This window comes from Rhizobium sp. NXC24, assembly GCF_002944315.1.
Lineage (GTDB): Bacteria > Pseudomonadota > Alphaproteobacteria > Rhizobiales > Rhizobiaceae > Rhizobium.
The window spans coordinates 104073-129571 of the sequence record NZ_CP024312.1 but is presented as its reverse complement, the minus strand read 5'-3'; the positions used below and the strand labels follow the sequence as shown (position 1 = coordinate 129571).

Annotated in this window: 21 protein-coding genes and 2 pseudogenes; 8 read left to right on the top strand and 15 right to left on the bottom strand. The window is 60.2% G+C overall.

Annotated elements, in window-relative coordinates; all coding sequences use genetic code 11:
* Nucleotides 1-5: 5 nt before the first annotated feature.
* Nucleotides 6-1331: an NtaA/DmoA family FMN-dependent monooxygenase gene (locus NXC24_RS20955; protein ID WP_104825393.1), complete on the top strand. Its 1326-nt coding sequence runs from the start codon at nt 6-8 to the stop codon at nt 1329-1331.
* A gap of 205 nt (nt 1332-1536) precedes the next feature.
* On the opposite strand, the gene NXC24_RS20950 is transcribed toward NXC24_RS20955, so the two are convergent.
* From NXC24_RS20950 to NXC24_RS20895, 12 genes and pseudogenes are all read right to left on the bottom strand, one after another.
* Nucleotides 1537-3255, bottom strand: a complete 1719-nt coding sequence (locus tag NXC24_RS20950) for an ABC transporter ATP-binding protein (protein WP_104825392.1) — start codon at nt 3253-3255, stop codon at nt 1537-1539.
* A complete protein-coding gene (locus tag NXC24_RS20945) occupies nt 3252-4127 on the bottom strand; it encodes an ABC transporter permease (RefSeq protein WP_104825391.1) in 876 nt (291 codons plus the stop codon). Before NXC24_RS20945 ends, NXC24_RS20950 begins: the two co-directional genes overlap by 4 nt.
* Nucleotides 4124-5074, bottom strand: a complete 951-nt coding sequence (locus NXC24_RS20940) for an ABC transporter permease (protein WP_104825390.1) — start codon at nt 5072-5074, stop codon at nt 4124-4126. Before NXC24_RS20940 ends, NXC24_RS20945 begins: the two co-directional genes overlap by 4 nt.
* Nucleotides 5055-6608, bottom strand: coding sequence for an ABC transporter substrate-binding protein (locus tag NXC24_RS20935; protein WP_245464025.1), 1554 nt, complete (start codon nt 6606-6608; stop codon nt 5055-5057). Before NXC24_RS20935 ends, NXC24_RS20940 begins: the two co-directional genes overlap by 20 nt.
* A gap of 298 nt (nt 6609-6906) precedes the next feature.
* Nucleotides 6907-7058, bottom strand: a pseudogene (locus tag NXC24_RS20930) (transposase); the annotation flags it as partial.
* Nucleotides 7059-7102: 44 nt separating this feature from the next.
* Nucleotides 7103-7705: an alkylhydroperoxidase domain protein gene (locus tag NXC24_RS20925; RefSeq protein WP_104825388.1), complete on the bottom strand. Its 603-nt coding sequence runs from the start codon at nt 7703-7705 to the stop codon at nt 7103-7105.
* A gap of 29 nt (nt 7706-7734) precedes the next feature.
* Nucleotides 7735-8358: a CMD domain protein gene (locus NXC24_RS20920; RefSeq protein WP_104825387.1), complete on the bottom strand. Its 624-nt coding sequence runs from the start codon at nt 8356-8358 to the stop codon at nt 7735-7737.
* Between the two features lie 29 nt (nt 8359-8387).
* On the bottom strand, nt 8388-9437 hold the full coding sequence (locus NXC24_RS20915; protein ID WP_104825386.1) for a putative FMN-dependent luciferase-like monooxygenase: 1050 nt from the start codon (nt 9435-9437) through the stop codon (nt 8388-8390).
* A gap of 4 nt (nt 9438-9441) precedes the next feature.
* Entirely contained in the window at nt 9442-11121 is a 1680-nt protein-coding gene (locus NXC24_RS20910) for an ABC transporter ATP-binding protein (protein ID WP_104825385.1), read from the bottom strand.
* Nucleotides 11118-12035, bottom strand: coding sequence for an ABC transporter permease (locus NXC24_RS20905; RefSeq protein ID WP_104825384.1), 918 nt, complete (start codon nt 12033-12035; stop codon nt 11118-11120). The genes NXC24_RS20910 and NXC24_RS20905 overlap by 4 nt, the downstream gene beginning before the upstream one ends.
* Entirely contained in the window at nt 12035-12976 is a 942-nt protein-coding gene (locus NXC24_RS20900) for an ABC transporter permease (RefSeq protein ID WP_104825383.1), read from the bottom strand. Before NXC24_RS20900 ends, NXC24_RS20905 begins: the two co-directional genes overlap by 1 nt.
* Nucleotides 12977-13036: 60 nt before the next feature.
* Entirely contained in the window at nt 13037-14662 is a 1626-nt protein-coding gene (locus NXC24_RS20895; protein WP_104825382.1) for a TIGR04028 family ABC transporter substrate-binding protein, read from the bottom strand.
* Nucleotides 14663-15124: 462 nt separating this feature from the next.
* On the opposite strand from NXC24_RS20895, the gene NXC24_RS20890 reads away from it, so the two are divergent.
* Entirely contained in the window at nt 15125-15970 is an 846-nt protein-coding gene (locus NXC24_RS20890; protein WP_104825381.1) for a VOC family protein, read from the top strand.
* 76 nt (nt 15971-16046) lie between these two features.
* Here the strand turns inward: NXC24_RS20890 and NXC24_RS20885 are convergent, their stop codons facing one another.
* The 3 genes from NXC24_RS20885 to NXC24_RS20875 are packed head-to-tail and all read right to left on the bottom strand — an operon-like array spanning nt 16047 to nt 18591.
* Nucleotides 16047-16805: an ATP-binding cassette domain-containing protein gene (locus tag NXC24_RS20885; protein ID WP_104825380.1), complete on the bottom strand. Its 759-nt coding sequence runs from the start codon at nt 16803-16805 to the stop codon at nt 16047-16049.
* The gene (locus NXC24_RS20880) at nt 16802-17638 is read right to left on the bottom strand and encodes an ABC transporter permease subunit (RefSeq protein ID WP_104825379.1); all 837 of its coding nucleotides are present in this window, start codon (nt 17636-17638) and stop codon (nt 16802-16804) included. The genes NXC24_RS20885 and NXC24_RS20880 overlap by 4 nt, the downstream gene beginning before the upstream one ends.
* Nucleotides 17638-18591, bottom strand: a complete 954-nt coding sequence (locus NXC24_RS20875) for a sulfonate ABC transporter substrate-binding protein (RefSeq protein ID WP_104825378.1) — start codon at nt 18589-18591, stop codon at nt 17638-17640. The genes NXC24_RS20880 and NXC24_RS20875 overlap by 1 nt, the downstream gene beginning before the upstream one ends.
* Nucleotides 18592-18945: 354 nt before the next feature.
* Between NXC24_RS20875 and NXC24_RS35760 the strand changes: the two are divergent.
* From NXC24_RS35760 to NXC24_RS20845, 6 genes and pseudogenes are all read left to right on the top strand, one after another.
* Nucleotides 18946-19073: pseudogene (locus NXC24_RS35760) on the top strand (ABC transporter ATP-binding protein); the annotation flags it as partial.
* 300 nt (nt 19074-19373) lie between these two features.
* Entirely contained in the window at nt 19374-20402 is a 1029-nt protein-coding gene (locus NXC24_RS20865; protein WP_104825377.1) for a 2-dehydropantoate 2-reductase N-terminal domain-containing protein, read from the top strand.
* A 51-nt stretch (nt 20403-20453) separates the two neighbouring features.
* Nucleotides 20454-21038 (top strand): TetR/AcrR family transcriptional regulator, encoded by a 585-nt coding sequence (locus NXC24_RS20860; protein WP_104825376.1) that lies wholly within the window; start codon nt 20454-20456, stop codon nt 21036-21038.
* Nucleotides 21035-21637: a DsbA family protein gene (locus NXC24_RS20855; protein ID WP_104825375.1), complete on the top strand. Its 603-nt coding sequence runs from the start codon at nt 21035-21037 to the stop codon at nt 21635-21637. Before NXC24_RS20860 ends, NXC24_RS20855 begins: the two co-directional genes overlap by 4 nt.
* A gap of 60 nt (nt 21638-21697) precedes the next feature.
* The gene (locus NXC24_RS20850; protein WP_104825374.1) at nt 21698-23092 is read left to right on the top strand and encodes an FAD-linked oxidase C-terminal domain-containing protein; all 1395 of its coding nucleotides are present in this window, start codon (nt 21698-21700) and stop codon (nt 23090-23092) included.
* A gap of 50 nt (nt 23093-23142) precedes the next feature.
* Entirely contained in the window at nt 23143-25479 is a 2337-nt protein-coding gene (locus NXC24_RS20845) for a molybdopterin-dependent oxidoreductase (RefSeq protein WP_104825373.1), read from the top strand.
* The last annotated feature ends 20 nt before the right edge of the window (nt 25480-25499 follow it).

Here is a 25499-nt window from a genome sequence, read left to right as displayed (position 1 = left end):
TCGCCATGACCAACAATCGCACCCGACGCCTGAAGACCCTGACAGGAGCAGGCAGCGTCATTTCAGCCGGCAACGACACAAATCCGGTCACAGGCATAAAGCGCGCCGTCGAACTCGCTCGCAAAGCCGAAGCAGAAAAGATCACCGGGCTGTTTACCGCGGATCTTCTCCACATCGACCCCGCGGGGCTTGCGGGAACCGCAGGGATACAGGAACCGATCGTTGCACTTGCCGCCTTGAGCCAGGTGACCTCTCAGATCGGTCTGATCGCCACGGTCTCCACCACCTTCCATTATCCTTACAATCTGGCCCGCCAGATCGGCACGCTGGACCATACGAGCGGCGGACGCGCTGGCTGGAATGCCGTGACCTCCTCGGTCGGCGAAGAGAATTTCGGCGAGACACTGCCAAGTCCGGAGAAGCGTTACGAGCGGGCTGCCGAGTTTATCGAAATCGTCAATGCGCTTTATGATGCCAACGAACGCAACGCGGCCGAGCGCAAGGCATCCGGCGCGATTGGCATCGATCCGACGAAATTTCATCCGATCAACTACCACGGCAAGCACTTTAAAGTCGAAGGTCCTCTGAACGTGCCGCCTTTGCCACAGGGTCGCCCTGTTCAATTTCAGGCCGGACAGTCCGAGGCAGGGGTGGGCGTTGGTGCACGATATGCCGAGGTGGTTTATACCTCTCAGCCTAAGTTCGAAGACGCCATCGCTTTTGCGACCGAGTTGCGGCGTCGGGCAACGAGTTTCGGACGTGCGGGCGGTCTGCCCTTCATCATGAACTCCTTCCACGCAGTCATCGGCGAGTCTGATGCAGACGTCGCAAGGCGCCTGAAGGAAAAGCACGAGCGGATCGATTACGAGCAAGGGCGTCTCAAGCTAGCGGACATGCTTGGTGGAAACCTTGATCTTTCCGACTTGCCGCTGGACAAGCCCTTGCCGGAAACCCTGCTGCCGGAAGTCACCAGTATCAATCGCCGGCGGGGCCGCGTGGAGATTTTTCGGCGTTATGCCCGTGAAGGACTGACCTTGCGAGAACTTATCATCCAGGCCCAGGAAACTGGACACTGGTCCGTTGCCGGCACACCGGAGCAATTGGTCGACGCGATCGAGGAGCGTTTCCGCGCAGGCGTTCTGGATGTCCTGTCTCTACATGGCTTTGGCAATCCCGATCAGGAGGACCTGCTTGTGAACGGACTACTGCCGGAATTGCGGAGGCGTGCGCTTATCGACACAGACTATGTCGGAGACGATTTCCGCTCGAATTTGGAACTTCCGCCTTACACAGCCGCGAACGGGACCTTCAGCTCGGCAAAACGCGCATGATCCGAGAATATGATTTCGGCTTACACTCATCCGCGGTTTCAGACGTACCGGCATCGGGATGAGCTTTCCTAGAGAACCCTGCCTTTAGCATCGAATTTATTACCCGAGCCGATCGCACATGCCGCGCGGGCTTTCGATAGCCACAAAGGCGTGTTTCAGAAATCGGCGATGGGATCTGCGACACCAGGCCGATCCGAACGGCGGATTATCCGATCTTCGCTGGAAGCAAAGAATGTCTTTCGGCAGAAAGCTTCGGCACGGACGCGATCAGATCGCGCGTATAAGTATGCCGAGGGTGCTCGAAGAGCTGCTCGACCGGCCCTGTTTCAACGATCGCGCCATCCTTCATGACGGCGATACGATGGCTCATGTGCTGAACCACGCCGAGATCGTGTGAGATGAAAATCATCGACAGTCCCAGCCGGCTCTGGAGATCGACTAGCAGATCCAGGACTTGGGCCTGCGTTGTCACGTCGAGCGCCGATACCGGTTCGTCGCAGATCAGGAGTTTCGGTTCCGCCGCCAGCGCCTGGGCGATGGAGACGCGCTGCCGCTGGCCGCCGGAAAGCGTGTTCGGCCGCCGCGCGAGAAGCTCCGCCGACAGGCCGACTCGTTCAATCAGCTCGGCTATTGTCCGCTTGCGCGCTGCCCGATCGAGATCACCGCGCAGTCGCAGTGGCTGCTCCAGCAGCCGCTCTACCGTGAAGCGCGGATCGAACGAACCGAGGGGATCCTGGCTGATGGTCTGAATAAGGCGACGCAGCGGCCGTCGCTCCGATTCGGCAAGTGCGCTCCAAGATCTGTTTTCGAAAAGCACGTCGCCGCTATCCGGGCGCCGCAGCGCTAAAGCGACCTTGCCGAGCGTCGTCTTGCCAGAACCGGACTCGCCGACGATTCCAAGTGTCTCGCCTCGCCCGACCTCAAGCGAAACCTGTCTAACTGCGTCGAAGCGGCTGCCGTCGGGGCGCTTGAAGTTTACGGAGACATCGCGGACCTCCAGCAACTGTCCTCCCGGTTCCACAACTCGCTGGCGTATTGGCGCGCCTTCGGCACTGCTCAACCACCGACCACGGGTCGCCGCGGTCGGCACGGCGGCAAGCAGCCGACGCGTATACTCGTGCTGCGGCGCGGACAGTACCCTGCGCGCCTGACCGGCTTCCACCAGGCGGCCATTCTGCATGACGACCACTCGGTCGGCGAGTTGCATCGCCACAGCGAGATCGTGAGTGATGAGAAGAACGGCATGACCGGCGCTCGCCAGTTCCTTGAAGACGCTGAGAACCTGCTGCTGAACCGTGACATCGAGCGCGGTCGTGGGTTCGTCGGCGATCAACAAGCGCGGCTGCGCGGCAAGCGCCGAAGCGATCAGCGCCCTTTGACGTAATCCGCCCGACAATTCATGCGGATACTGGGCGGCGCGATGATCAGGGTCGGGAATGCCGACCTCACCAAGCAGCTCTTCGACACGTCGCGCCGCTTGCGAGCGGGGCAGCAGACGATGCGCCAGGATCGGTTCGGCGACTTCGCGGCCGACTGTGCGCAAAGGGTCGAGCGAGACCAGCGCATCCTGAAGCACGAAGCCGATCTCCCGCCCGCGGAGCCGGCGCCAGGATCGCTCCGACAGGCTCAGGAGATCGAGCATTCGCCCGTCATGACCCGCAAGCGTCATCGCCTCCGCCCGGACGTCGGCCCGCGAACCAGCAAGGCCGACGAGCGTACGCGCTGTCACCGATTTTCCCGAGCCGGATTCTCCGACAAGCGCAAGGATTTCCCCGGCCGCGATCTGAAACGAGATGTCGTTGACGGCCTCAACACGGCCGCGCGGCGTCGGAAAAGCGACGCTGAGCCCTTTCACCTGCAGTAATATCGGATTGCCCGAAGAGGCGGTATTGGAACGGCTCGGCAGAATGGTGTTCAGGTTCAAGGTGTCTCCCCCTTGGACAACAAGGTCTGCAGCCGGCGGCCGAGAAGGGTGAGTGAGATCACGGAGATGGCGACCACCGTGGCAGGCAGCAAGCTGGTCCAGGGGGCGACATCAAGGAAGTTGCGGCCGTTTGCGAGCAGCGCCCCCCATTCCGGTGCCGGCGGCACAACGCCGAGGCCGAGGAAACTCAGTGCCGATGCGGAGAGAACGGAACTCCCCACCCCTATCGTCGCCAGGATCAGCAGGGGGCGAACCGTGTTCGGAATGATGTGGCGGATAATGATCGTCCAGGGACGTTCGCCGAGCGTGACGGCATGCTCGACATACCCAGAGAGCTTTACCTGCAGCACCTGCGAACGCACCAGCCGCGCATAGGAAGCGATGCTGGAAAGCCCGACGGCAAGCAGCGTGTTCGACGGCCCGCGCCCGAGCACAGCGATGACAAGCAGCGCCAGCAGCATTTCCGGAAATGCGAGCAGAATATCGATGCCCCGGACGAGAAGGCGGCCGATCGTCTTCGGCGCAAGTGCGGCCGCCGTGCCGAGCAGGATGCCGCCAAGTGTGGCGATCAGCGTCGCGCCGATGCCTATCATGAGCGACAGCGATGTTCCGTGGACGACGCGGGAAAACAGGTCGCGCCCGAGCTCGTCGGTGCCGAACCAATGTCTGAGATCAGGGCGCAGCAATATGGCATCCGTATCCACCGCTTCCGGATCGAAAGCAGTAAACCATTGCGGCGCGGCGACTGCGAAGGCCAGAACCACCACGATAAGAAGCGGAACGAATAAGCCAGGTGCCAACCAGGGATTGGCATAACCCCCACCATTTCCGCGCCGACGCAGCGCGGCATCGAACAATTCCGCGCTGCTCATTGTACCGTTCTCCTGAGACGAGGATCGATCAGGAGATAAAGGGCGTCGACTAGGAGGTTGATGACGGCGAAGACCGCTGCCGAAAGCATCACCAAGCCCAATACCAGCGGCATATCGCGAGTCTTGATCGCCTGTAATGTGATCTGGCCGATGCCGGACCGGCCGAACACCGTTTCCGTAAGGATGGAGCCGCCGAGCGTGCTAGCGAGAAGTGTGCCGGTCAAAGTCGATGCAGCAAGTGCGGCGTGACGCAGCCCATGGCGAAATCGCAGCATGGTTTCCCCGACGCCGCGAGCGCGCACCGTGAGCGCGAATGGCTGGGATAGGGCCTCTTCCAGCCCGTCGCGCAGCACTTGGCTCAGCAGCGCAGCCAGAGGCAGGCTAAGGGCAATCGCCGGCAGCACGAGGGCGGAAAGCCCGTCACTGCCCGTCACCGGGAACCATTGCAGTTGAAAGCTGAAAACTGACAGAAGCACGATGCCGATCCAGTAGACCGGCGTGCTCAACACCACCAGCTCGATGCCGGAAAGCGTTGCCGCAAGCCCTCGCTGGCGTCCGGCGGTCGTCAACGCGATGATGATCGCCAGAAACAGCGCGACAACGACGGCGCTGCCTGCTAGCTGCAGTGTCGGGCCGACGGCTTCCCATATCACCTCGATGACGGGCTGCCGATATTGATAGCTTTGGCCGAAATTGCCGAGCAGCGCATCGCCGAGATAGCGCAGATATTGAAGCGCCAGCGGCTGATCCAATCCGTACTGATGCACCAGCGCTGCGCGCTCGGCCTCGTCGACGATATTCTCGCCGCCGGCGAGGATCGAGACCGGATCGCCGGGAATGAGCTTGATGGCGATGAACGCAATCGTCGCCGCGCCCCACAGCACGGCAACGATCACACCCAGCCGCCTCGTGCCGGCACGGATCAGATTACGGGTTGAGCCAGGCATCGTAGAAATTCGGTTTGGCGTTGGTCGCCCAGCTAATGCCAAGCAGTTTCTTGGAGGCGCCGAGCTGATAGGCAGGGATGTAGCGCGGCACCGCGTACGCCTGATCGATAATCTCCGCCTGGATCTCGGCATAGAGCCGTTTCCGCTCTGCATCGGTTGCGCCGATCGCCTTGCTCAGCTTCTCATCAAGACTGTTGATGCGAGCATAATTGGCACCGTTGGGCGGCGCATAAGCGGAATGGAATACGGTGCGCAGGATGTCGGGCTCGGCGCGTACGTAGTAGAGCGAGACCAGATCGTAATCGTTGGCATTGGTGCGGCTGGTAAAGCCGCCGGCATCAACCGGATCGAGCTGAAGATCGAAACCAGCCTGACGCACCTGGTACTGCGCCGCCTGGGCAAGCGTGATATCTGAATCACCGACTTGCGCGCTGTCATAGACATAGTGAACCGTCAGGCGCTGGCCCCCCTTCTGGCGAATGCCATCGGCATCCTTCTCAGTCCAACCGGCTTCATCGAGTAACCGGTTTGCCTTGGCGACGTCGAAGCCCCACTTCGTCTTGACGCCGGGATCGTAATAGAGCGTCGAGGGCCCGACGATGTTGTCAGCCGGTTTCAGGGTACCGAAATAGGCAGCCTTCACAATGGAAGCCACGTTCACCACGCTCTGAAAAGCCTGGCGAACCTTGATGTCCGTGAAAGGCCCCTTTGATGTGTTGAGGAGAAAGGAGCTGCTGACGCCCGGATTCTCTTTCGTTACCACCTGCAAAGCGCCGTTACCCTGCACGGATCGGAAATTGGCGGGAGGAACGGCGTCGATAGCCTGGACTTGGCCGCTCGCCAAAGCGCCCAGACGAACTGATGCTTCCGGCAGGTATTTAAAATCGATTTCATTAAGATGCGCCGGCCCCGTATGTGTCGCGTAGCCGGGACCCCAGTTGTAGTCGGCGCGCCGGCTGAGCTTGCTGCCGCTGCCTTGGACGAAACTGTCGAGAACATAAGGGCCGGAGCCGACGACCGTGTTGTTGGTGCTCGTCGCCTTCTGCAGATAAGTGGGCGACTGAATTCCGAGGTAGGGTAAGCTCAGGCCCTGCAACAACGGCGCGAAGGACTGGCGGTAGCGTATGACGAGCGTCCGAGTGTCCGGAGCCTCGATCTTATCGATGGGACCGAGGAGTGACTTTGCGTAGCTGGAGGTCGTCTTGGGATCGAGAATACGATCGAAATTATATTTGACCGCCGCAGCATCAAGCGGCGTGCCGTCGCTGAACGTCACGCCCTGGCGCAGGTGAAATGTATAGACCGTATTATCGCCATTGATCTCCCAGCGCTCGGAGAGCCACGGGGAGAAGCTGTTGTCCGGAGCTTGACCAACCAGGGAATCGACGAGGTTTCGGGTGATTACCGCCGTAATCGAACTGCCGGTGATCGACGGGTCGATGATCGCCGTATCCGTTCCCAGCCCGACCTTCAGGACGCCGCCATCGACCGGCTTCGCAGCATCGGCACCTGCCCAGGCACCGTTGGCGGCCATGGTCAGAAGGAAAGCCACCACAGTGGCGCCAACACTGCCGCGCCTCGAAATACCGACGATTCTACCACTCATGATCCCATCCTGTTTTCTCAAAACACCTTTGCTGCCCGATATCGGCAAGGCAGCAACAACTGGGACTATAATTGTCTATAGATTTAATAGATAAAAGGAATTCTAATTCTTTGTGCGCCGATGTCGGAAAATTCCGGTTCCGAATTGCCCGATTTAATGGAGGCCGATCAGTTCGGCGGACAATATGATGAGGATGAGATGATAGTAGTCAAACGCGATTGACGTGGTTCGGTTGGATACCATGACGCTGTGCAACGATGCTGATCGTCGCGTTCGCCTCATACGTCTCCTAACGATGGCAAACTTCTCGGCAGTCGACAAGCGACGGCGGCGCTCGGGTCCGGACAGGACTTCTATCTTGGAATTGTGACTGGTCATAATGGCAAGTGGGTGATCGTGCCACTCATGTCCGGAAAGCGGGTTCAGATCGCTGGCGTTGGCTCACCAAGAGAAAGCATCAATCGGTTCGCCCAATTGAAGAAGGCGGCGCCATGGATCACATCGGCGATTTCCAGGTCATCAAGTCCTTCGTCGCGCAACTTTCCGATCTCATCGGCTCCGAATTGAGATGGCGTTGCTGTCAGTGCAGCTGACGCCCCAACCACAGCATTCCACCGGCTGCCCAAATCGGCTTGAAGACCCTCATCCAACAGACGCTGCACGTCATCCGTTCGCTTGGAATGATGGGAGGCAAAACGGGAATGCACCGAGGCGCAGAAAATGCAGCCATTCGTTCGCGATGCCGCCGTAGCAGCCAGTTCGCGCTCGGCCCGGGGAAGGCCCTCCGAAACATTGTAGAAGATATCCTTGTCCGTTTTGGTGCGGGCCTGGAGAATATCGGGGTCGCGCACCAGCAGCATGAAATAGGGCGATTTCGCGCGCGACGCATCTACAAGGCCGGCCCAATGACGCTCGGTCAGATCGGCTTCGTCAATTGGCTGCAGCCATGGCGTCCAGCCGATTTCAGCTTGGGTAAAGGCATTCGGCCGGTCTGCGATTTCGGGATGAATGACGGTTTCGGTCATGAAAGGATTCCTTGTTCGTGCGACTAGGCTTATGCGACCTTTCCGATATTGGCCGAGTTTTTCGCAAGCGCCCGGAGCCCGGCGACCACCCTGATCTGAAACGCCAAAAATGCCGCGATCTGTGACAAGGTGACAATGCCTGTGGTCGTCCAGCCGGCGTCGAGCAGCTTCTGCAGCGCCGCAGCACTTGCCTCCCTCGGACGGAAGACCAGAAGATGGCTGTGTTCGAGTGCCGCGCTGAGCTTCAGGTCCAGAAGTTTCCGGCTTTCGCCCGAAACCTCATAGACGAGGCCCGGCCGGTCCTCGCGGGAAAGTGGGCCAGCCGGATAGTGGCCGTAAGGTCCGGTCGTATCGCCGGTCTCCAGCTCCGCGCCGATGACGGCAACGAGCTCGGGACCATGCGTCTCATCCCGCAACTTGGAAGAATAGAAATTTGCGATCTCCGGTGCCTTGTGGAGGCCGGCAACAAAGGCGGCGACGGCAAAGCGCTCCGCCGGGGTCACGCTTCCCCAATGCTCGGGCTCGAAAAGAGCTTCATAGCTCTTCTGGGCATTGAGGCGCGTCTCGGGCCGTCGTGCCCGAAGGCCGTCAAGATCGGACCCAGGATCTATTCCTGCAAGGAAATCGATGACGTCTCTCGTCTGCAAAGTCATGGTCGATGCCTTTTCTTCGGATGCCGATATTAGACTTGCGCCGCGAAGCGGCGTTCATTTCCGGTGGGGCGCTGCTGCATCCAACCAAGCGCTGGGGCGACATGAGCAGCCGTCAGTTCCAGCGAGCGTAGAATATGTTCATGCGGCGGATCGACGGAATGCACTTGGAAGACCAGGTCCGTGACCCGCGCCAATGCCGTGTCTGCCTGAAGCGATGCGATAACGTCGTCAGGGGTGCCGACGTGAACATCGAATGCTCTGATCAAATCAGCCGTGGTTTCGCCCGGGATCACAAAGCCCGTTGCCTTGAAATGTTCGACGATCCGCCTCAGGCCGATATCGGCAAAGTGAAGGGCCTCTTTCCTGCTGTCGGCGACAAAGAGGCTCCGCGAACCCAATATTCGCGGTTGACGCTGCGCCGGCAACGCCGACAGATAGGCATCGATGATCGGGCCTTGCAGGTCCCAGAGCTTGGCGTCCGGCGTCTCGGCCGGCCGCGGCTGTGTGCGCGACAACATCAACCCGTCGCCATCGCGGCCGGCACGCAAGCCGCCACCAACGGAAAATGTCGCCTGCCAGACATGGTCGCGCAAATGCGGCGCTGCCGGATAGAGGCGGTTGCTGCCTGTAAGCTCTCCGCCCGCCCAGGCATCGCGCACCAGAGCAAGGTGATTGCCGTAGACCTCCTTGCGCTGGCTGCTTTCCAGACCGAAGGGAAGGAAGGCCTGCGAGGTGCCGCCCGTGCCGAAGCCGACCTCCAGCCGCCCGTCGAGCAGCTTGTCTAGCACGGCTGTATCTTCGGCGACCCGCACCGCGTTCTCCATCGGCAGCGTAATGACACCGGTCCCCAAACGAATATGCGAGGTCTGCGGGGCCAGGGCGGCGAGAAACACCAATGGCGCAGGCAAGCCGCCTTCGTCTCCGTTGAAGTGATGCTGCGCCACCCAGGCCGTGTCGAAGCCATGCTTTTCGGCGTGGATGATCTGCTCGGCAACCAGCCTGTAGCGGGTTCCAGCGTCCACCTGGTCTAGGACCCGACTGAAGAAGCCCAGTCTCTTCGGTAATGTTGGCGTACTCATGGGATCATCCTGCACTGATAAGGGTGGACTCGGTGGCCCGCGGAAACTTCTTGCCTGGCACCGCATCGATCAGCTCGCGCGTGTACGGGCTCCTGGGATCGGAAAAGACGTCTTCGACGCGGCCCGTCTCGACCAACTGCCCGGCGTTCAGCACCGAGACAGTGTCCGCGATCTGTCGTACGACGGCGAGATCGTGGGAGACGAACAGATAAGTCAGCGCAAGCTCGCGCTGCAGCTCGTCCAAGAGATCGAGGATCTGCGCCTGTACCGTTACGTCAAGCGCGGACACCGCCTCATCGAGCACCAGGATCTGCGGGTCGAGCACCAGGGCACGCGCAATCGCGACGCGCTGGCGCTGCCCTCCCGAGAGGGCCTGTGGCCGACGTTGCGATATGTCGACTGGCAGCCCTACCTTGTCGAGCGTGGCCGCCACCTTCGCCAATCGCTCACGCCGGGATAGGCGTTCGAAATTCAGCAACGGCTCCTCCACGATCCCAGCAATTGTCTGGCGCGGATCGAGCGAACCATAGGGATTTTGATAGACGAGCTGGATCTTCTTGCGCAGCAGCCTCAACGTTTCGCCGCGCAACGAAGACAGGTCGAGCCCGTCGATCAGCACCTGCCCTGAGGTCGGCTTCTGAAAGGCGGAAACGATCCTTATCGTCGTCGTCTTGCCGGAGCCGGATTCGCCGACGATTGCGTGGGTGCTGCCGCGGCGAACACGAAAAGAGACATCGTCGACCGCCCGGAAACTGCCGCTGCTACCGGTACCGAAATCCTGCACCAGCCTATCAACCACGACGATGTCGTCGGCCGGCGCGACGGATGCAACCGGGTGTGCCGGCGAGACCTTCGGCCGCGCATTCAACGATGGCGCGTCGGCAAGCAGACGGCTCGTATAGTTGCTTTGCGGGTTTGCGAGGATATCGGCCGTGCGTCCCTGCTCTTGGATGCGGCCGTGCTGCAGAACGATCAGCCTGTCGGATCGATCGGCAGCAACCCCGAGGTCGTGGGTCACCAGAAGGACCGCTGTGCCATATTCCCGTCTCAGATCGTCGATCAGATCAAGAATGTGCCTCTGCACCGTGACATCCAAGGCACTGGTGGGTTCGTCGGCGATGATCAGCGAAGGTTTCAACGCAATCGCAATGGCGATCAACACGCGCTGACGCATGCCGCCGGAGAGCTCATGCGGATATTGCCTGGCACGCAATTGAGGCTGGCTGAGGCCGACACGTTCCAGCAATTCGATCGCTTGAACGCGAGCAGCCGCTCCAAAGGTCCTGCCATGCACCGTCAGGATTTCGGCGACCTGTTCGCCGATCGTCCTCACCGGATTGAGCGAATTGCCCGGATCCTGCGGCACGAGGCTGATGATGGAACCACGAATGCCGTCCAGTCGCTTTTGCGGCCAGCCGGCAATATCCTGACCATTCAGGCGGATGGTTCCTTGCTGGAGAAAGCCACCTTCGGGCAGAAGGCCGATCAGCGCCTGTGCCGTGGAGCTCTTGCCGGAACCGGATTCGCCGACGAGGGCGACCACTTCGCCGGCGCGAACCTCAAAGTCAATATCGTGAACAACCGTGCGCTGGCCACTCTTGTCGCGATAGGCAACCCTAAGGCCCGAAACATCGAGTATCGGCGCACCCTTTTCCGTAATCGTTCCAATGATTGGAGCCGTCATTTCGCGATGCTCCCGATTGACCGGCTGATGTGATTGATGGAAACGACCACCAGGACGACGACAAGACCGGGCGCCGCCGTCAGCCACCAGGCGGTTGCGATATAGTTGCGTCCCTCGGCGATCAGCAGGCCCCATTCCGGTGTCGGTGGCGGCGCGCCATAGCCGAGAAAGCCGAGCGTCGCGAGCTGCAGGATCGCCCAGCCGGCCTGAAGTGCCGCAAAAGCGATCACCGAGGTCAGTGAATTCGGCAGGATGTGACGCCAAAGCACTTTGAGAAATGTCCCGCCGCTTCCGAAGGCGGCCTCGACATATTCGCTTCGGCGCACAGTCACGACTTCGGAGCGAACCAATCGGGCAAACTTGGCGATCAGCGTGCAGCCGACCGCGATCGCGGCGTTGACGGTGCCGAAACCGAGCAGAACGATGATGCTGAGCGACAAGAGAAGATCCGGTATCGACAGCATGACATCGACCAGCCTCATGATGACCGTCTCAATCCTGCCGTCGAACGATCCGGCAAGCACGCCGAGCGTCGTGCCGGCCACAAGCGCGATGCCAACGGCAGCGAGTGCGCCCGATAGCGAGTGGATAGCACCATAGACAATGCGGGCATAGAGATCTCGCCCAAGCGAATCCGTACCCAGGAGATGAATGGCACTGGGCGGTCGTAGATGTTGCCCGGGCAGGCCCTGGACAGGGTCATAAATCGTAAAGAGGCCTGGGAAGAGTGCCCAAAGGACGGCCAGTGCGAGGATGAGGCTCGCAAAGAGGAGACCAGGCTGCATGCGCGGAAAACGCCCGCCAGCTCCGGCGTTCTCGTGAAAATCGGTCTCAAGCGTCACGGGCGATACACTGACTTTCCGGTCGGACGCATCGAGGTCTGCATGATGTCGGGCGGTTTCGATCGTTGCCATCATGCGGCTCCCAGCTTGGTCTTCAGACGCGGATCGAGCACGGGATAGAGAAGATCGACCACAAGGTTGATGACGACGAACGCGGTCGCGGCAATAACGACGATTGCTTGAAGAACGGCGACATCCTGGCTGTCCACGGCCTGTTTCGTCAGCCCGCCGATACCATTGAGGCCAAAGACCGTTTCGGTGATGACCGCGCTGGCGATCAGCTCCCCGAACAGCAAACCGGCAACGGTTAAAACCGGTAGCAGCGTGTTCTTGGCGACGTGCCGCCACAGGACCTTGGCATGCGAAAGTCCCTTGGCCCGTGCCACGGGCACGAAGGGCTTCGTCAGGACCTCGTCTATGTTCTTCAGCAATATCTGCGCGAGCGGCGCCGAAATCGGCACTGCGACCGTCAGGATGGGCAGGAAAAGACCCTCCCATGGACCCGGATTGATGACCGGCACGAGGCGAAGCCGGAAAGAGAATATCTGAATGAGCATGATGCCGAGCCAGAAGGTCGGCACCGATATGAACAGCGACGGAATGGATTGGATCAGGCCACGCAGCCAGGCAAGACCGGAAAGATTGCAGGCGATTGCAATCAGAACGGCAAGAAGCGTCGCCACCACAAACCCCGATGCTGCAAGCAGAAGGGACGGTGGCAGGTTGGTGGCAAGCAGCGAGCTCACCGGAACGCCTGCCTGCAGGGAATAGCCGAAATCCCCCGTCAGAAAATTCCAGACCGCATGGGCATATTGGTGCAGGAACGATCCGTCGGCGCCATAAGCCGCCCTGATATCGGCAAGCTGCTCGGGGCTCAGCCCGTAATCCGGGTTCTGAAATTTGATCAGCACCGCGTCGCCTGGCAGCGACTGCAGCAACACGAACGAAACGCTGAAAGCCGCCCACAAGACGAACAGGGCCTGCCCGAACCTTGATAATATGTATCTTGCCATGCCACTACCATGTCTTCGCGCCAGGAGGCCCGGCACCACGCCGGGCCAGCCCCTTTTTGCTCAATGTTCGGCAAGCCAGGTGCTGTAGAAGGACGGGCGTCCCACAGCCTCGAACGCCACTCCCTTGACGTACGGTGCACCTGCAAAAACCTGAGGTTCCTCGAAGAACGGGATGACGTAAGCCTGATCCAGCAGATATTCCTGCGCGGCCTTGGCCGCAGCCAACCGCTTGCTGCGGTCGGTTTCGGAAGCGACGGTCTCGAGGATGCCGTTCAGCTTGTCGTCGAAGAAGATCGCCTTGGGATTGAGACCGCCCTTCTGCAGCAGAGCATCCCGGTTCTTGGGATAAAACTGGCTCTTGACGACGTCGGGATCGGCACGGCCGACTTCGGCGACAACCAACGGGGTCTTCGCCGGATCGACATTGTCAGTCACGACATTTCCCGACGTGCCGGCAAGAACCTGCAGCTTGACGCCGATCTTCGCCCATTGCTGAGCGACGAGCTGCAGTACGGCCTTGTTCTGCGGCTGCGGCAGAGATTCATAGACAGCAAGTGAAAGCGGCTTTCCGTCCTTCTGGCGAATGCCGTCCGCCCCCTTCTTCCAGTCCGCTTCGTCGAGAAGCTTCTCGGCGACGGCCGGGTCATAACTCAGGTTCGATGAGAGATCCGCGTATCCGGCCGCGGCCGATGAAATGACCGACTTTGCTTGCGGATAATTGGCTGAAAACAGCGTATCGACGATTTCCTTGTTGTTCGTCGCATGCAGAAGCGCCTGACGGACCTTGATGTCGGCAACGAGCGGATTATCGGGCCGGAAGGCAACGCTGTCGTTCACACCGCGCGTCGGTGCCGCATAGATCGCGAAACTCTGATCGGCGACCTGCTTTTCGTCATACGCCTGGAGCTGGCGAATGAAATCAGCCTGGCCGGACAGCAAGGCACCGATGCGCACGCTGTCCTCGCCGGTGATGATGTACTTGATGCCGTCCAGATACGCCCGGCCCTGATGCTCCAGCTTGCTCGGACCCCAATTGTAATCCGTGCGCGCCATCAGCGCGAGCTGCTTGCCGAGCGTCTCGCTCTCGACGACGAAGGGGCCGGAACCGATGATCTTTGTAGCATCGCCCAGCTGATCAAAGGGGAGCGCGAGTGTTTTCAGCGAAACCAGGCCAGAGCCGATCACCGACGTCCCCTGCAGGAAGCCGGGAGATGGCTTCTTGAAATAGAACTTGACGGTATAGGGATCGACAACTTCGCTATGGTCGTAGTTGTTGATGACCTCCGAAACCGGCTGCTTCAGCTCCTTGTTGCCGAGGCCGAACGTATCGTAATTCTTTGCAACGGCGTTGGCATCGAGCGGCGATCCATCGGAAAAGGTCACGCCCTTGCGGATCTTGAACGTATATTCCGTAGCGTTGTCGTTGACTGTCCAGGACTCTGCAACCCATGGCTCGATCTGAAGCGTCTGCGGGTTTTGATAGGTCAGCTTATCGGTGATCTGGTTGAGGATACCACCGTTCGGATAGAAACCACCGGCAGGCGGATATAGGTTCGTGTGTGCCTGCTGCTCAAGATAAATCAGCGTGCCTCCTTTGACCGGCTGGTCATCGGCGAATGCAACCGGCACAGCCAGTAACCATGCCGTCAATAGAGTTGCCGCGTTGAGTTTGGCTTTGATGCCCATTGTGTATAAGCCCCTGTAGGAAAATGCACTCCAACCTACGCCGGACATCTTATTAGCTATAGAATTTATATTCTAATTTGCAGGAAGCATAAGAAACGAACACATTGCGATCCCCTAACCAGCGCGATGGCGACCTTGGTGACACCGACCTAGTGGCTCACTCGTCGAGGCGACGACCAATAGTCGAATCGCTCGCCGACGGGTGAGCGACGCAGCCTCTGTATGGTTTGAAAACTCTCACGGCGTCCCGCATATCTCTCGTTCTTGAGAAACCCGCCTCTCGTATTAGAATGCTTTTTCGCGGCGAAGCGGCGATTTAGCATCGGCCGGAATGGTCGGCCGCATCTACTGCACTTATAATCCAGCAAATTAAATTAATTTCTCGAAACGCTAATCTGGCGCTCATACGAAATTGCCGGGACCACAGCCGCTTGGTTCAGCTTCATATTGGGAGAGACATTTATGGCTGCCACAGCCCAACCACTCATCCTCGATCATGCCGTCATTGGCGTCCTTGACGGATTGGATGCGGCTGCCGCTGTCTACCGCAAACTCGGCTTCACATTGACGCCGCGAGGCTATCATACCCTGGGCTCCATCAATCATCTTGCCGTATTCGGCGAGAACTATCTGGAGCTTCTGGGATTTCCTCAGGAGAACGACAGGAAGCGCGCCGACCTCTGGTCCTACCCGGTCGGCTTGAATGGCTTGGCCTTTCGCACCACCGATGCCGCTGCCCTGCAAAGCGAATTGGGCAAGGCCGGCAAATCCGTGACGGAATGGCGTGATTTTTCGCGCCCCGTTGACGTAGGGGGCACGGAAAAGTCGGCCAGCTTCCGCACCTTCCAGCTCGGCAAGGAGGCGATTTCCAACGGTCGCTTCTTCTTTTGCCAGCACAATACGCCGGAACTGGTGTGGCAACCGGCCGATCAGCACCATCCCAACGGTGTTCTCGATATCGTCGACGTATTTATCGTCAGCCGGGCACCGCAAGCGATTACCGAATTGCTCGGAGGATTTCCGAATACCGCAGCCCCTAGCGTCAACGACGAGGGCATTGCGGTCCAAGCCGGCATCGTCACGATCCGCATCATCTCCGAAGACAGGGCCGCGGCCCGCTTCGGCAAGGCCATTCCGCAGCATTTCGAGGGTCGCGAACGCAAGGTGGCGCTCGGCCTGAAAGTGAGATCGTTGAAGACGGCGGCGGACGTTCTGGCCGCCGGCGGCCAGCCGGCCATGCCCTTCGAGGGCGGCCTGTTTGTCGATGCAAAAGCGGCAACTGGCGTTGCGCTCTGGTTCAAAGAATAAGGAGCAGTCCTGTTTTATCCTGAAAAGGCAACGACTGGCTCGCATCCGGGCCGGTCGGAATGAGATCGGGCGCCTCTTACACCGCCTCCAGAATGCGGCGCTGCAGGTCGACGGCTCTGGGGTCGGCAAGCTCGCGCCGCGGACGGTCTAGATCGACGTCTATATCGAGGGCGATTGTGCCTTGGCGAAGGACGACGACGCGATCCGCAAGCGCAACCGCCTCGGCGACATCATGGGTGATCAGCACAGTGGTAAAGCCGCGATCCGCCCAGATACCCTCGAGCAGGCGATGCATGTCGATGCGGGTCAGCGCATCGAGCGCTCCGAAGGGTTCGTCAAGCAGGAGGATTTGCGGTCGGCTGACCAAGGCGCGCGCAAGCGCCACGCGCTGACGCTGGCCGCCCGACAATACGCTCGGCCAATCCTCCTCGCGCTTCTGCAGGCCGACGTCGGCAAGGACGGCTTGCGCCGTCTCCCGCCAGTTCGGCCCACGGGCAATGCCGACATTCTCGATGACGCGCTGCCAGGGAACGAGACGGGCCTCCTGGAAAAGCAGGCGTACTTCCGGATGAAGCCGATCGACCGCCTTTCCGCCGATCGCGACATGACCGCCGCTCGGCGCATCGAGCCCCGCTATCAACCGCATCAGCGTCGACTTGCCGCCGCCGGACCGGCCGACGACGGCCAGAAACTGGCCGGCCGGGACGTCGAGCTCGAAGTTGCTCAGCACATCGAGCTTGCCGAAGGATTTTCTGACATGGGTCAGCGAGATCGGCAGACCACCGCCCACCACCTCATCCGCAACGACCGCTGCTGATATCTCGGCCGCACTCATCGCTTCGCACCTTCGCCCGCCTGATAGGCTGAATGCCAGACGAGCACACGGCGCTCTATCAGCCGCGTGGCGATATCGGCAAGCTTGCCGAGCAGGGCATAGACGATAATGCCCAGCAACACGATATCAGTCTGGAAGAATTCCCGTGCATTCATCGTCATGAAGCCGATGCCGCTGGTGGCGGAGATCGTTTCGGCGACGATCAGGGTCAGCCACATGAAACCGAGCGCATAGCGCAGGCCGACGAGGATCGATGGCAGCGCACCTGGGAGGATGATGCGCTGGATCAGCGCCTTGCGATCGAGGCCATAGACGGAGGCCATCTCGACCAGCTGGGGATCGATGGTGCGAACACCATGGAAGGTGTTGATATAGATCGGGAAGAAGACGCCGATCGCGACGAGAAATATCTTCGCGCCCTCGTCTATGCCGAACCAGAGGATGACGAGCGGGATGAGCGCAAGGTGCGGAATGTTGCGCAGCATCTGCAAGGTGCTGTCGAGAAAGGTTTCGGCCGGTTTCCAGAGGCCGTTCAACACGCCGGCGACGAAACCCAATCCGCCGCCGATCACCAGCCCGATCAAGGCGCGCTGCGTCGAGGCAAGCGTGTGATAGAAGAGCGAGCCGTCAAGCAGCAACCGCCAGAAGGTGGCGGCAATCTTCGTCGGTGCCGGCATCAGGCGGGCATTGACCAGGCCCGTACGTGCCGCGATCTCCCAGGCGATCAGCAGCACGATCGGAAGCGCCCAGGGCGCAAATGCGCGCCCGAGTTCCCGGACATTGATCCTGCCGCGTGCACCGGCCGAATAGCCGGCCACCGACGTCTCCACCATCAGGCACCGCCCTTGCGCACGACGTCCGCGATGGAAATCTTGCTCGGGATGAGGCCAAGCTCGAAGAAGGTATCGGCGATTGCCTGCTGCTGCGTCACCACCGCCGCGTCCAGCGTCTTGACGCCATAGGACTGGCGCTTCAGCGCGATGGCGAGTACATCCTCCGGAATGCCGACGGACGGAGCAAGCTCCGCGGCTGCGGCCGAGGTATTCGTCTTTGCCCATTCATCGATTTCGCCAACCGCCTCGAGGACGATATCGACGGCCTGCGGATGATCGGCGACGAAACTCTTGGTGCTGAGATAAAACTGGTGGTTCGGCACTATACCATCGCCATTGCGCAATTCGCGCGCTTCGATCGCCACCTCGGCGGCCGCCTGGAAAGGGTCCCAGATTACCCAGGCGTCCACCGCACCGCGCTCGAAGGCGGCACGCGCATCAGCCGGCGGCAGAAAGGACGTCTTGATGTCGCTATATTTGAGACCCGCCTCCTCGAGCGCCTTGACGAGAAGGAAATGAACGTTCGAGCCCTTGTTGAGGACCACCGTCTTGCCCTTTAGCTCGGCAACCGATTTGATCGGACTATCCTTGGCCACGAGAATGGCTTCGCCCAGTGGCGCAGGCGGCTCGTGGGCCACGTAGACGAGAGGCGCACCGGCGGCCTGGGCAAAGATCGGCGGCGTTTCCCCGGTGGTGCCGAAGTCAATAGCACCGACATTCAACGCCTCAAGAAGCTGTGGGCCGGCCGGAAATTCCTTCCAGCTCACCGTATAGCCGATCTTGCCGAGCTTCTGTTCCAGCAAGCCCTTCCCTTTCAGCAACACGAGCGTGCCGTATTTCTGATAGCCCATCCGAACCACCTTCTCCGCCGCCGTCGCCGGGGCGATCTTCAGAAGAGGCAGTGTCAAAGACCCCGCCAAAAGGGCCGAAAACTTACGTCTTGAAAACTCCATGTGCACCCTCGCAGGCAAAGAAACCGATCTAACTCATATATTTTATCGAGTTTATCGACTATTCGAGGCGCTACGTTCTAAGCTTGGCCGCAAGGATAGTTTTTTATCCTAAGTTGACGCTGATATATGCACGAGCGCCGTGAGGCGAACTCGCCAGCCTCTGAAGACCGCGCCGCGATCTATCCATGCCAGAATGGTCAATGCGCGGATTTTCGGCTGGTTATGCAGTTGCCTCCACACACTCAAGTGATCGCCGGTTATCCCCGTCTTCTATGCGCAGGATCGGGAGAGCGGCATCAAGCTTCTCGGTAATCAGGCCTAGCTCGTCGTAATAAAATGGGTGAGGTGAGCGCCTTCCCACGGCTGCGTTCGACCGATATCGTCGCGTCGCACGAGTTCTCGCGACTGAAGCGCCATTGCCTCGACTGCTTCATGAAGACAGAAGTCCCGACACCCTGCCCCGCCTAACGCCGCTTGGGTTGGGAAGAGGTATGTGGTTGCCGAAGGTATCTGACGATAGTCTGCTGACTCGAGATGACTATTACGCTCCAATTTCCTACCATATGAAGAGCTTTGGATTATTATGGTGACGGAGCCGCCGCTGAGCACGCCTCCGTCACAAATGGCCCGATAGGCGAACTATTTTCTACTAATTTCGTAGAAAAAGAATGACCTGTCTTTCTCGAAGCATAGCCGTAATCTAGATTTCCTGCACAATCCAGCAGGACAGCGCATGCGGACTGTTGCGGTCGAAGCAATCGAGGTCCTGAGGCAAAGTGGACATGAGCCGGTATATCATCATTGGAGCGGGAGCGGTCGGCGCAAGCTTGGCTGCGCAATTTGAGCTTACCGGCATCAGCTACGCATTGGTCGGACGGGGTGCGCAAATCCACCATGTGAAGAAGCATGGCTTGAGCTACCAGCGGCCATCCGGTACGCAGCAGATCACTCTGAACGCCTTCGATCTGGCCGATCCGCCCGAGTTGACGCCAAGCGATATCCTTTTGCTGACGGTCAAGTCGCAGGACGCATCCAGCGCTCTAGCCTTCTGGTCATGGCGGCCTGCGTCGGAAGCGGCAGCCGCCGCGGCGGCAAGTCTTCCTGTCGTCACCTTCCAGAATGGATTGGCCACGGAAGCGTTTGCGCTCAGAACCTTTACGCGGGTTTATGGGGCGAGCATCCTGACGCCCGCACGGTTTACCGAGACTGGCAAGGTCGTTGCGGGCGGGGATCCACAGGTCGGCGTGGTCACGGTCGGGCGTTTTCCGCAGGGGCATGATGAAACGAGCGAACGCATTGTCGCAGACGTGAACCGCGCAGGCTATCTTGCCGAAGCCAGTCCCGATATCCGAAGTTGGAAATCCGCCAAGCTGCTCCATAACGTCCGAAACGTGCTGGAACTGTTCGACGGGCCTGCGGAATTGCGGGGTTTGATCAACGAGGCGTTGGTGAATGAGGCTCGCCGGGCTCTCGAGGCTGCCGGGTACCATTTGGCTTCCCCGTCTGAGAGAACCATCGATATTTCAGGTTGGCGCGTAGCGCAAAACAGCGGCATAGCGGCCGGTCAGCAATCGACCTGGCAAAGTTTTACGCGCGGCACCTCGAGCGAGGTCGATTTTCTGAACGGCGAAATTGTCCTGCTTGGTCGCCTCCATAGTATTCCGACACCTTATAATGAGGCAGTTCAAACACTTGCCGGCCGATTGGCGCATCAAGGCGGCTTTTCAAACCCAGTGCCGCTTGACGCAATCCGCTCGCTTGTCGACAGATCTCACCAAGGCATCGACGCCGGTCTCATCGAGACCGCGTGATCGGTTGCCTGCAAATCCGCAACAATGAAACCCATCCACCTGAAGCACCCCATGAGAGAAGCCATATCAGATCATATCCTTGTCGCGGCCGGAGCGCTTTTCTACAAAGAGGGCATCCGGGCTGTCGGGATCGATCGTATCATCGAAGAAACGAAGGTCGCCAAGGCGACCTTATACCGGCACTTCCCGTCCAAAGATCACCTCGTCGCCGCCTATCTCCAGGATCGCCACGATCGTGTCATTCGCTCGCTGCAGGGCGTCCTTGAAGCGACGAGCGATCCCCGCGACCAGATCAAGGTGATTTTCGAACGGCTGCACGAAAAGGCCGACAGCCCCGAATTCCGCGGTTGCGCCTTTGCTCTTGCGGTCGCCGAACACGGCGATTCCGAACGCGTCGTGTCGGTGGCGCGAACGCACAAGGCGATGGTGAAAGACATATTCGCCGCCATCATGTCGAGAACAGGCGGCCGTCCGGATCACGCAGCGGCGCATCTCTCCCTTCTCTATGAAGGGGCACTCGCCACCGTGGCGGTCGGCCGCGACCCGCAATCGGTGCTCGTTGCCCGCGACTGCGCACTTTCCGTGTTCGACGCAGCGATCCACGCAACCAAGCCTTCAAAAAAGAGTAGAACATGACAAAGACCATCGATTACTTCTTTGGCATCGGCTCGCCGTGGGCCTTCATCGGCCTTGAGCCGTTTGCCGAACTGGCGCGTGCACACGGCGCAAATATCCGGCCCTATGTCATCCCGCTCATCGAGGATAACGGTGCGATCTATTCCCGCAATCGACCGGAAGCGCGCCGCGCTTACTGGATGAAGGACCTGAAGCGTTGGGCCGCCCTGCGCGGCAAGGTGCTCAGCTTCGAAAACCGCGCCGCCCTTTCTGACCCGACGCCGGCCGGCTTCATGATCATTGCCGCCATTCAAAACGGCGTCGACTGGCTGCGACTGACACAGGCCCTTCAGCAGGCTTTATGGGGACGCGGCGAGGATATCGGCAACGCCGAGGTTCGCCGGGCGCTCGCAGATGCCGCCGGCTTCGATGGCGCCGCACTCGACGAGCAGGGCCAGAGCGAAGCCGTGCAGGCGATCTGGAAGGCCAATTACGAGACGGCCAAGACATCGGGCGTCTTCGGGCTTCCGACCTTCCGCTATGAAAACGAGCTTTATTGGGGACAGGACAGCCTGCCTTTCCTCGAACGGCATCTCAAGGGCGAGAAGCTCGTCGCCTGATTTCATGACCGCAGCTGCGCGGCGGATGCGGCTTTCCAGAGAGTTCTTTCGGAGTTTGCTATGTCGCTTTCCCTGCCCCGTTCCATCGTCTCGACCGAATGGCTGGCAGCGCTGAGCAGCCGTTTCGGGGATCGGTTTTCGACATCGCAAACTCTGCGTGAACAGCATGGCCGCGGCGAATCCCACCATGCGAGCGCAATTCCCGATGCCGTCGTTTTTGCGGAGACCACAGAAGAGGTGGCAGAGATTGTCCGCCTTTGCGCAGCCGAAGGCGTTCCGGTCATCGCGTTTGGCGCCGGGACTTCGCTCGAAGGCCATCTGACGGCGGTGCGTGGCGGTGTGTCGATCGACCTCTCGCGCATGTCGAAAATCATCCGCGTCGGCGCCGAGGATCTCGATTGCACAGTCCAGGCGGGCGTCACACGCGAGCAGTTGAATACCCATCTGCGCGACACCGGTCTGTTCTTCCCGATCGATCCGGGCGCCAATGCCTCGATCGGCGGGATGGCCTCCACCCGCGCATCCGGTACCAATGCCGTTCGCTACGGCACGATGCGGGAGAACGTGCTTGGGCTCACCGTGGTCCTTCCGAGCGGCCAGATCATCCGGACGGGAGGCAGAGCGCGAAAATCGTCGGCCGGATATGACCTGACGCGGCTCTTCGTCGGCTCGGAAGGCACACTCGGGATCATCACCGAGGTGACGCTCAGGCTCTATGGAATCCCGGAAACGATTTCGGCTGCGCTCTGCTCCTTCGAAAGCGTCGAACAGGCAGTTGCCGCGGCAATCGTGGTCGTGCAGCTCGGCATTCCCGTCGCCCGCATGGAGTTGATGGATCGCGGCCTGATCGCGGCCGTCAACGCCTATTCCAACCTGTCCCTGAAGATCGAGGATACGCTTGCCTTCGAATTTCACGGCTCGCCGGCAAGCGTTCGGGAACAGGTCGAGATGGTCGCCGCCATTGTGGAGGATAAGGGCGGCAAGGACTTCGAATGGGCCAATGCAGCCGAAGAGCGCAACCGGCTATGGAAAGCGCGTCACAATGCGTTCTACGCCGTCGTGTCGCAGCGGCCGAACGCCAAGGGCTGGTCGTCCGACGTGTGCGTTCCGGTCTCCCAGTTGAGCAACTGCATTCTCAGGACACGGGAACTGCTGCGCGGCTGCAGCGTGCCCGCCGCCATTCTCGGCCATGTCGGCGACGGCAACTACCATGTCGTCTTCGCCGTCGATCCGGCGAACCAGGCGGAATTGGACGAGGTCGCGGCAATCAACAAGAAGATGGTCGGGTATGCGATTTCGGTCGGCGGCACGTCGACGGGCGAACATGGCGTCGGCACGGGCAAGATCGGTTATCTCCGCCAGGAGCACGGCGACGCCGTGGATCTCATGACCCTCATCAAGAACGCCATCGACCCCGCCGGCATCATGAACCCGGGAAAGACCCTGCCGAGCTAGGTCCGGTCGGCCTCCTGTAAAAACGCACCGATCGCCAAGGACGCTCCGAGATGAACCCGTTCAAGACCCACAGCTCCCATTGGGGCGCGTTTTCCGGCCGGTACGAAAGCGGCAAGCTCGAAATCCGGCCGCATCCGGGCGATCCGCATCCCTCGCCATTGCTGGGCAACCTTTCGGCGATTGCCGACAGCCCGGCTCGTATCAGGCGCCCGGCGATCCGGCGCGGCTGGCTGGAAGGCGAGCCTGGCCATGCGCAGAGACGCGGAGCGGACGACTATCTGGAGGTCAGCTGGTCCGAGGCGGAAGAGCTCGTCGCGAAAGAGCTACAGCGGGTTTACGGTGGCTTCGGACCCGGCGCTGTGTTCGGCGGATCCTACGGCTGGTCGAGCGCCGGACGGTTCCATCATGCACAAAGCCAAATCCACCGCTTCTTGAACGTGCTGGGCGGATATGTGCGATCCGTCAACACATACAGTTCCGGCGCCGCCATGGTCATCATCCCGCATGTCCTGGGGCCATATGACCAGTTCGACCGCAAGAGCGTCACTTGGGATGCCATCGAGCGGAGCAGCGGGTTGATTGTCGCGTTCGGCGGAATGGCAATCAAGAATGCCGACGTGCACGGCGGAGGCATCAGTACGCATATCGTCCGGCAGAAGCTCACCGGTGCCAGCGCCCGCGGCGCCCGCTTCATGCTCATCAGCCCGCTGAAAGACGATTTTCCCGCTGAATTGAATGCGGACTGGCTGCCGATCGTACCGGGCACCGACGTGGCGCTGATGCTCGGGCTCGCGCATGTGCTTGCCAGTGAAGGGCTGCATGACCGCCCGTTCCTCGATCGCTATACAGTGGGCTACGCGCGGTTCGAGGATTATCTGCTCGGCCGTGCCGATGGATTGCCGAAGAGCCCCGAATGGGCTTCTGAAATCTGCGGCATCGATGTCGATGCCATCAGGAGACTGGCACGTGCCATGGCCGCCAAGAGGACATTGATCACCGTCAGTCATTCGCTGCAGCGCGCCGACTATGGCGAGCAGCCGGTGTGGATGGGCATCGTGCTCGCTGCAATGCTCGGGCAAATCGGATTGGATGGCGGCGGCTTCTCCTATTCTCTCGGGGCGCTGGGCAATATCGGCAAGCAGCAATTGGCGGCGCCGCTGCCGACGCTTGATCAATTCAAGAACCCCGTGGCGGACTTCATCCCCGTCGCCCGCATCGCCGACATGCTCCTCAATCCGGGCGAGGAGTTCCATTACAACGGCCAAGCCTTGCGTTATCCCGACATCCGGCTCGTCTATTGGGCAGGTGGCAATCCGTTTCACCACCATCAGGATATCAACAGGCTGCGGGCAGCCTTCAGACGGCCCGAAACGATCATCGTTCACGAAACGGCCTGGACGTCGACCGCCCGTCATGCGGACATCGTTCTCCCCGCCACGACGACACTCGAACGTGACGATATCGGCGCGGCAGACCGCGACGAACTCATGATCGCAATGAAGAAGCTGGTCGAGCCGGTCGGTGAGGCTCGGGACGACTACGAGATTCTTGCCGCGATAGCCCGCCGTCTTGGGAAGCACGCGGAATTTACCGAGAACCGATCCGGCCGGGAATGGCTTGCCTTCCTGTTCGAGACCACACGCAAAGCGCTCGCAGCCGGCGGCCATGACGCACCCGCTTTCGAAACATTTTGGAAACAGGGCGAACTTCGCCTCCCGCTCAAGCCCGACGATGGTGGACCGGCGCGCGCCTTCCGGAAGGACCCGTCCGCGTTTCCGCTGCAGACGCCATCGGGAAAGATCGAAATCTTCTCGCAGACGGTCGAAGATTTTGGCTACGACGACTGCGGCGGCCATCCGCGGTGGTATCCGCCCAGGCGAGAAATGGAAGCAGGCGGAAACGACTATCCGCTGTATCTGGTCTGCAACCAGCCGCATCAGCGCCTGCACAGCCAGCTGGACTATGGCGATTTCAGCCGTTCGACCAAAATCAAGGGCCGGGAGCCGGTTCGCATCAACCCGGTTGACGCGGCCGCGCGCGGCATCTCGGACGGCGATATCGTGCGGCTTTTCAACGCGCGAGGCAGCTGCCTTGCGGCGGCTACATTGAGCGACGACGTGCGAAAGGGCGTGATGCAGCTTGCGACCGGTGCATGGTTCGAGCCGGACGACCCGACGACAGAGAAAGCCATGTGCGTCCACGGGAACCCGAATATTCTCACGCGCGATATCGGAACGTCCCGCTTGGCGCAGGGCTCCACTGGACAGATTACCAGGGTGGAGGTCGTATGTTTTGCAGAAGAACCGCGGCCGGTGCGGATTTTCGAGGCGATGACGTTCGGAAAATCGCCGGCAAATCCGGCCATCGAAACTGCCCCGAAAAGCTGATCCTACCACCGTCGAAAACC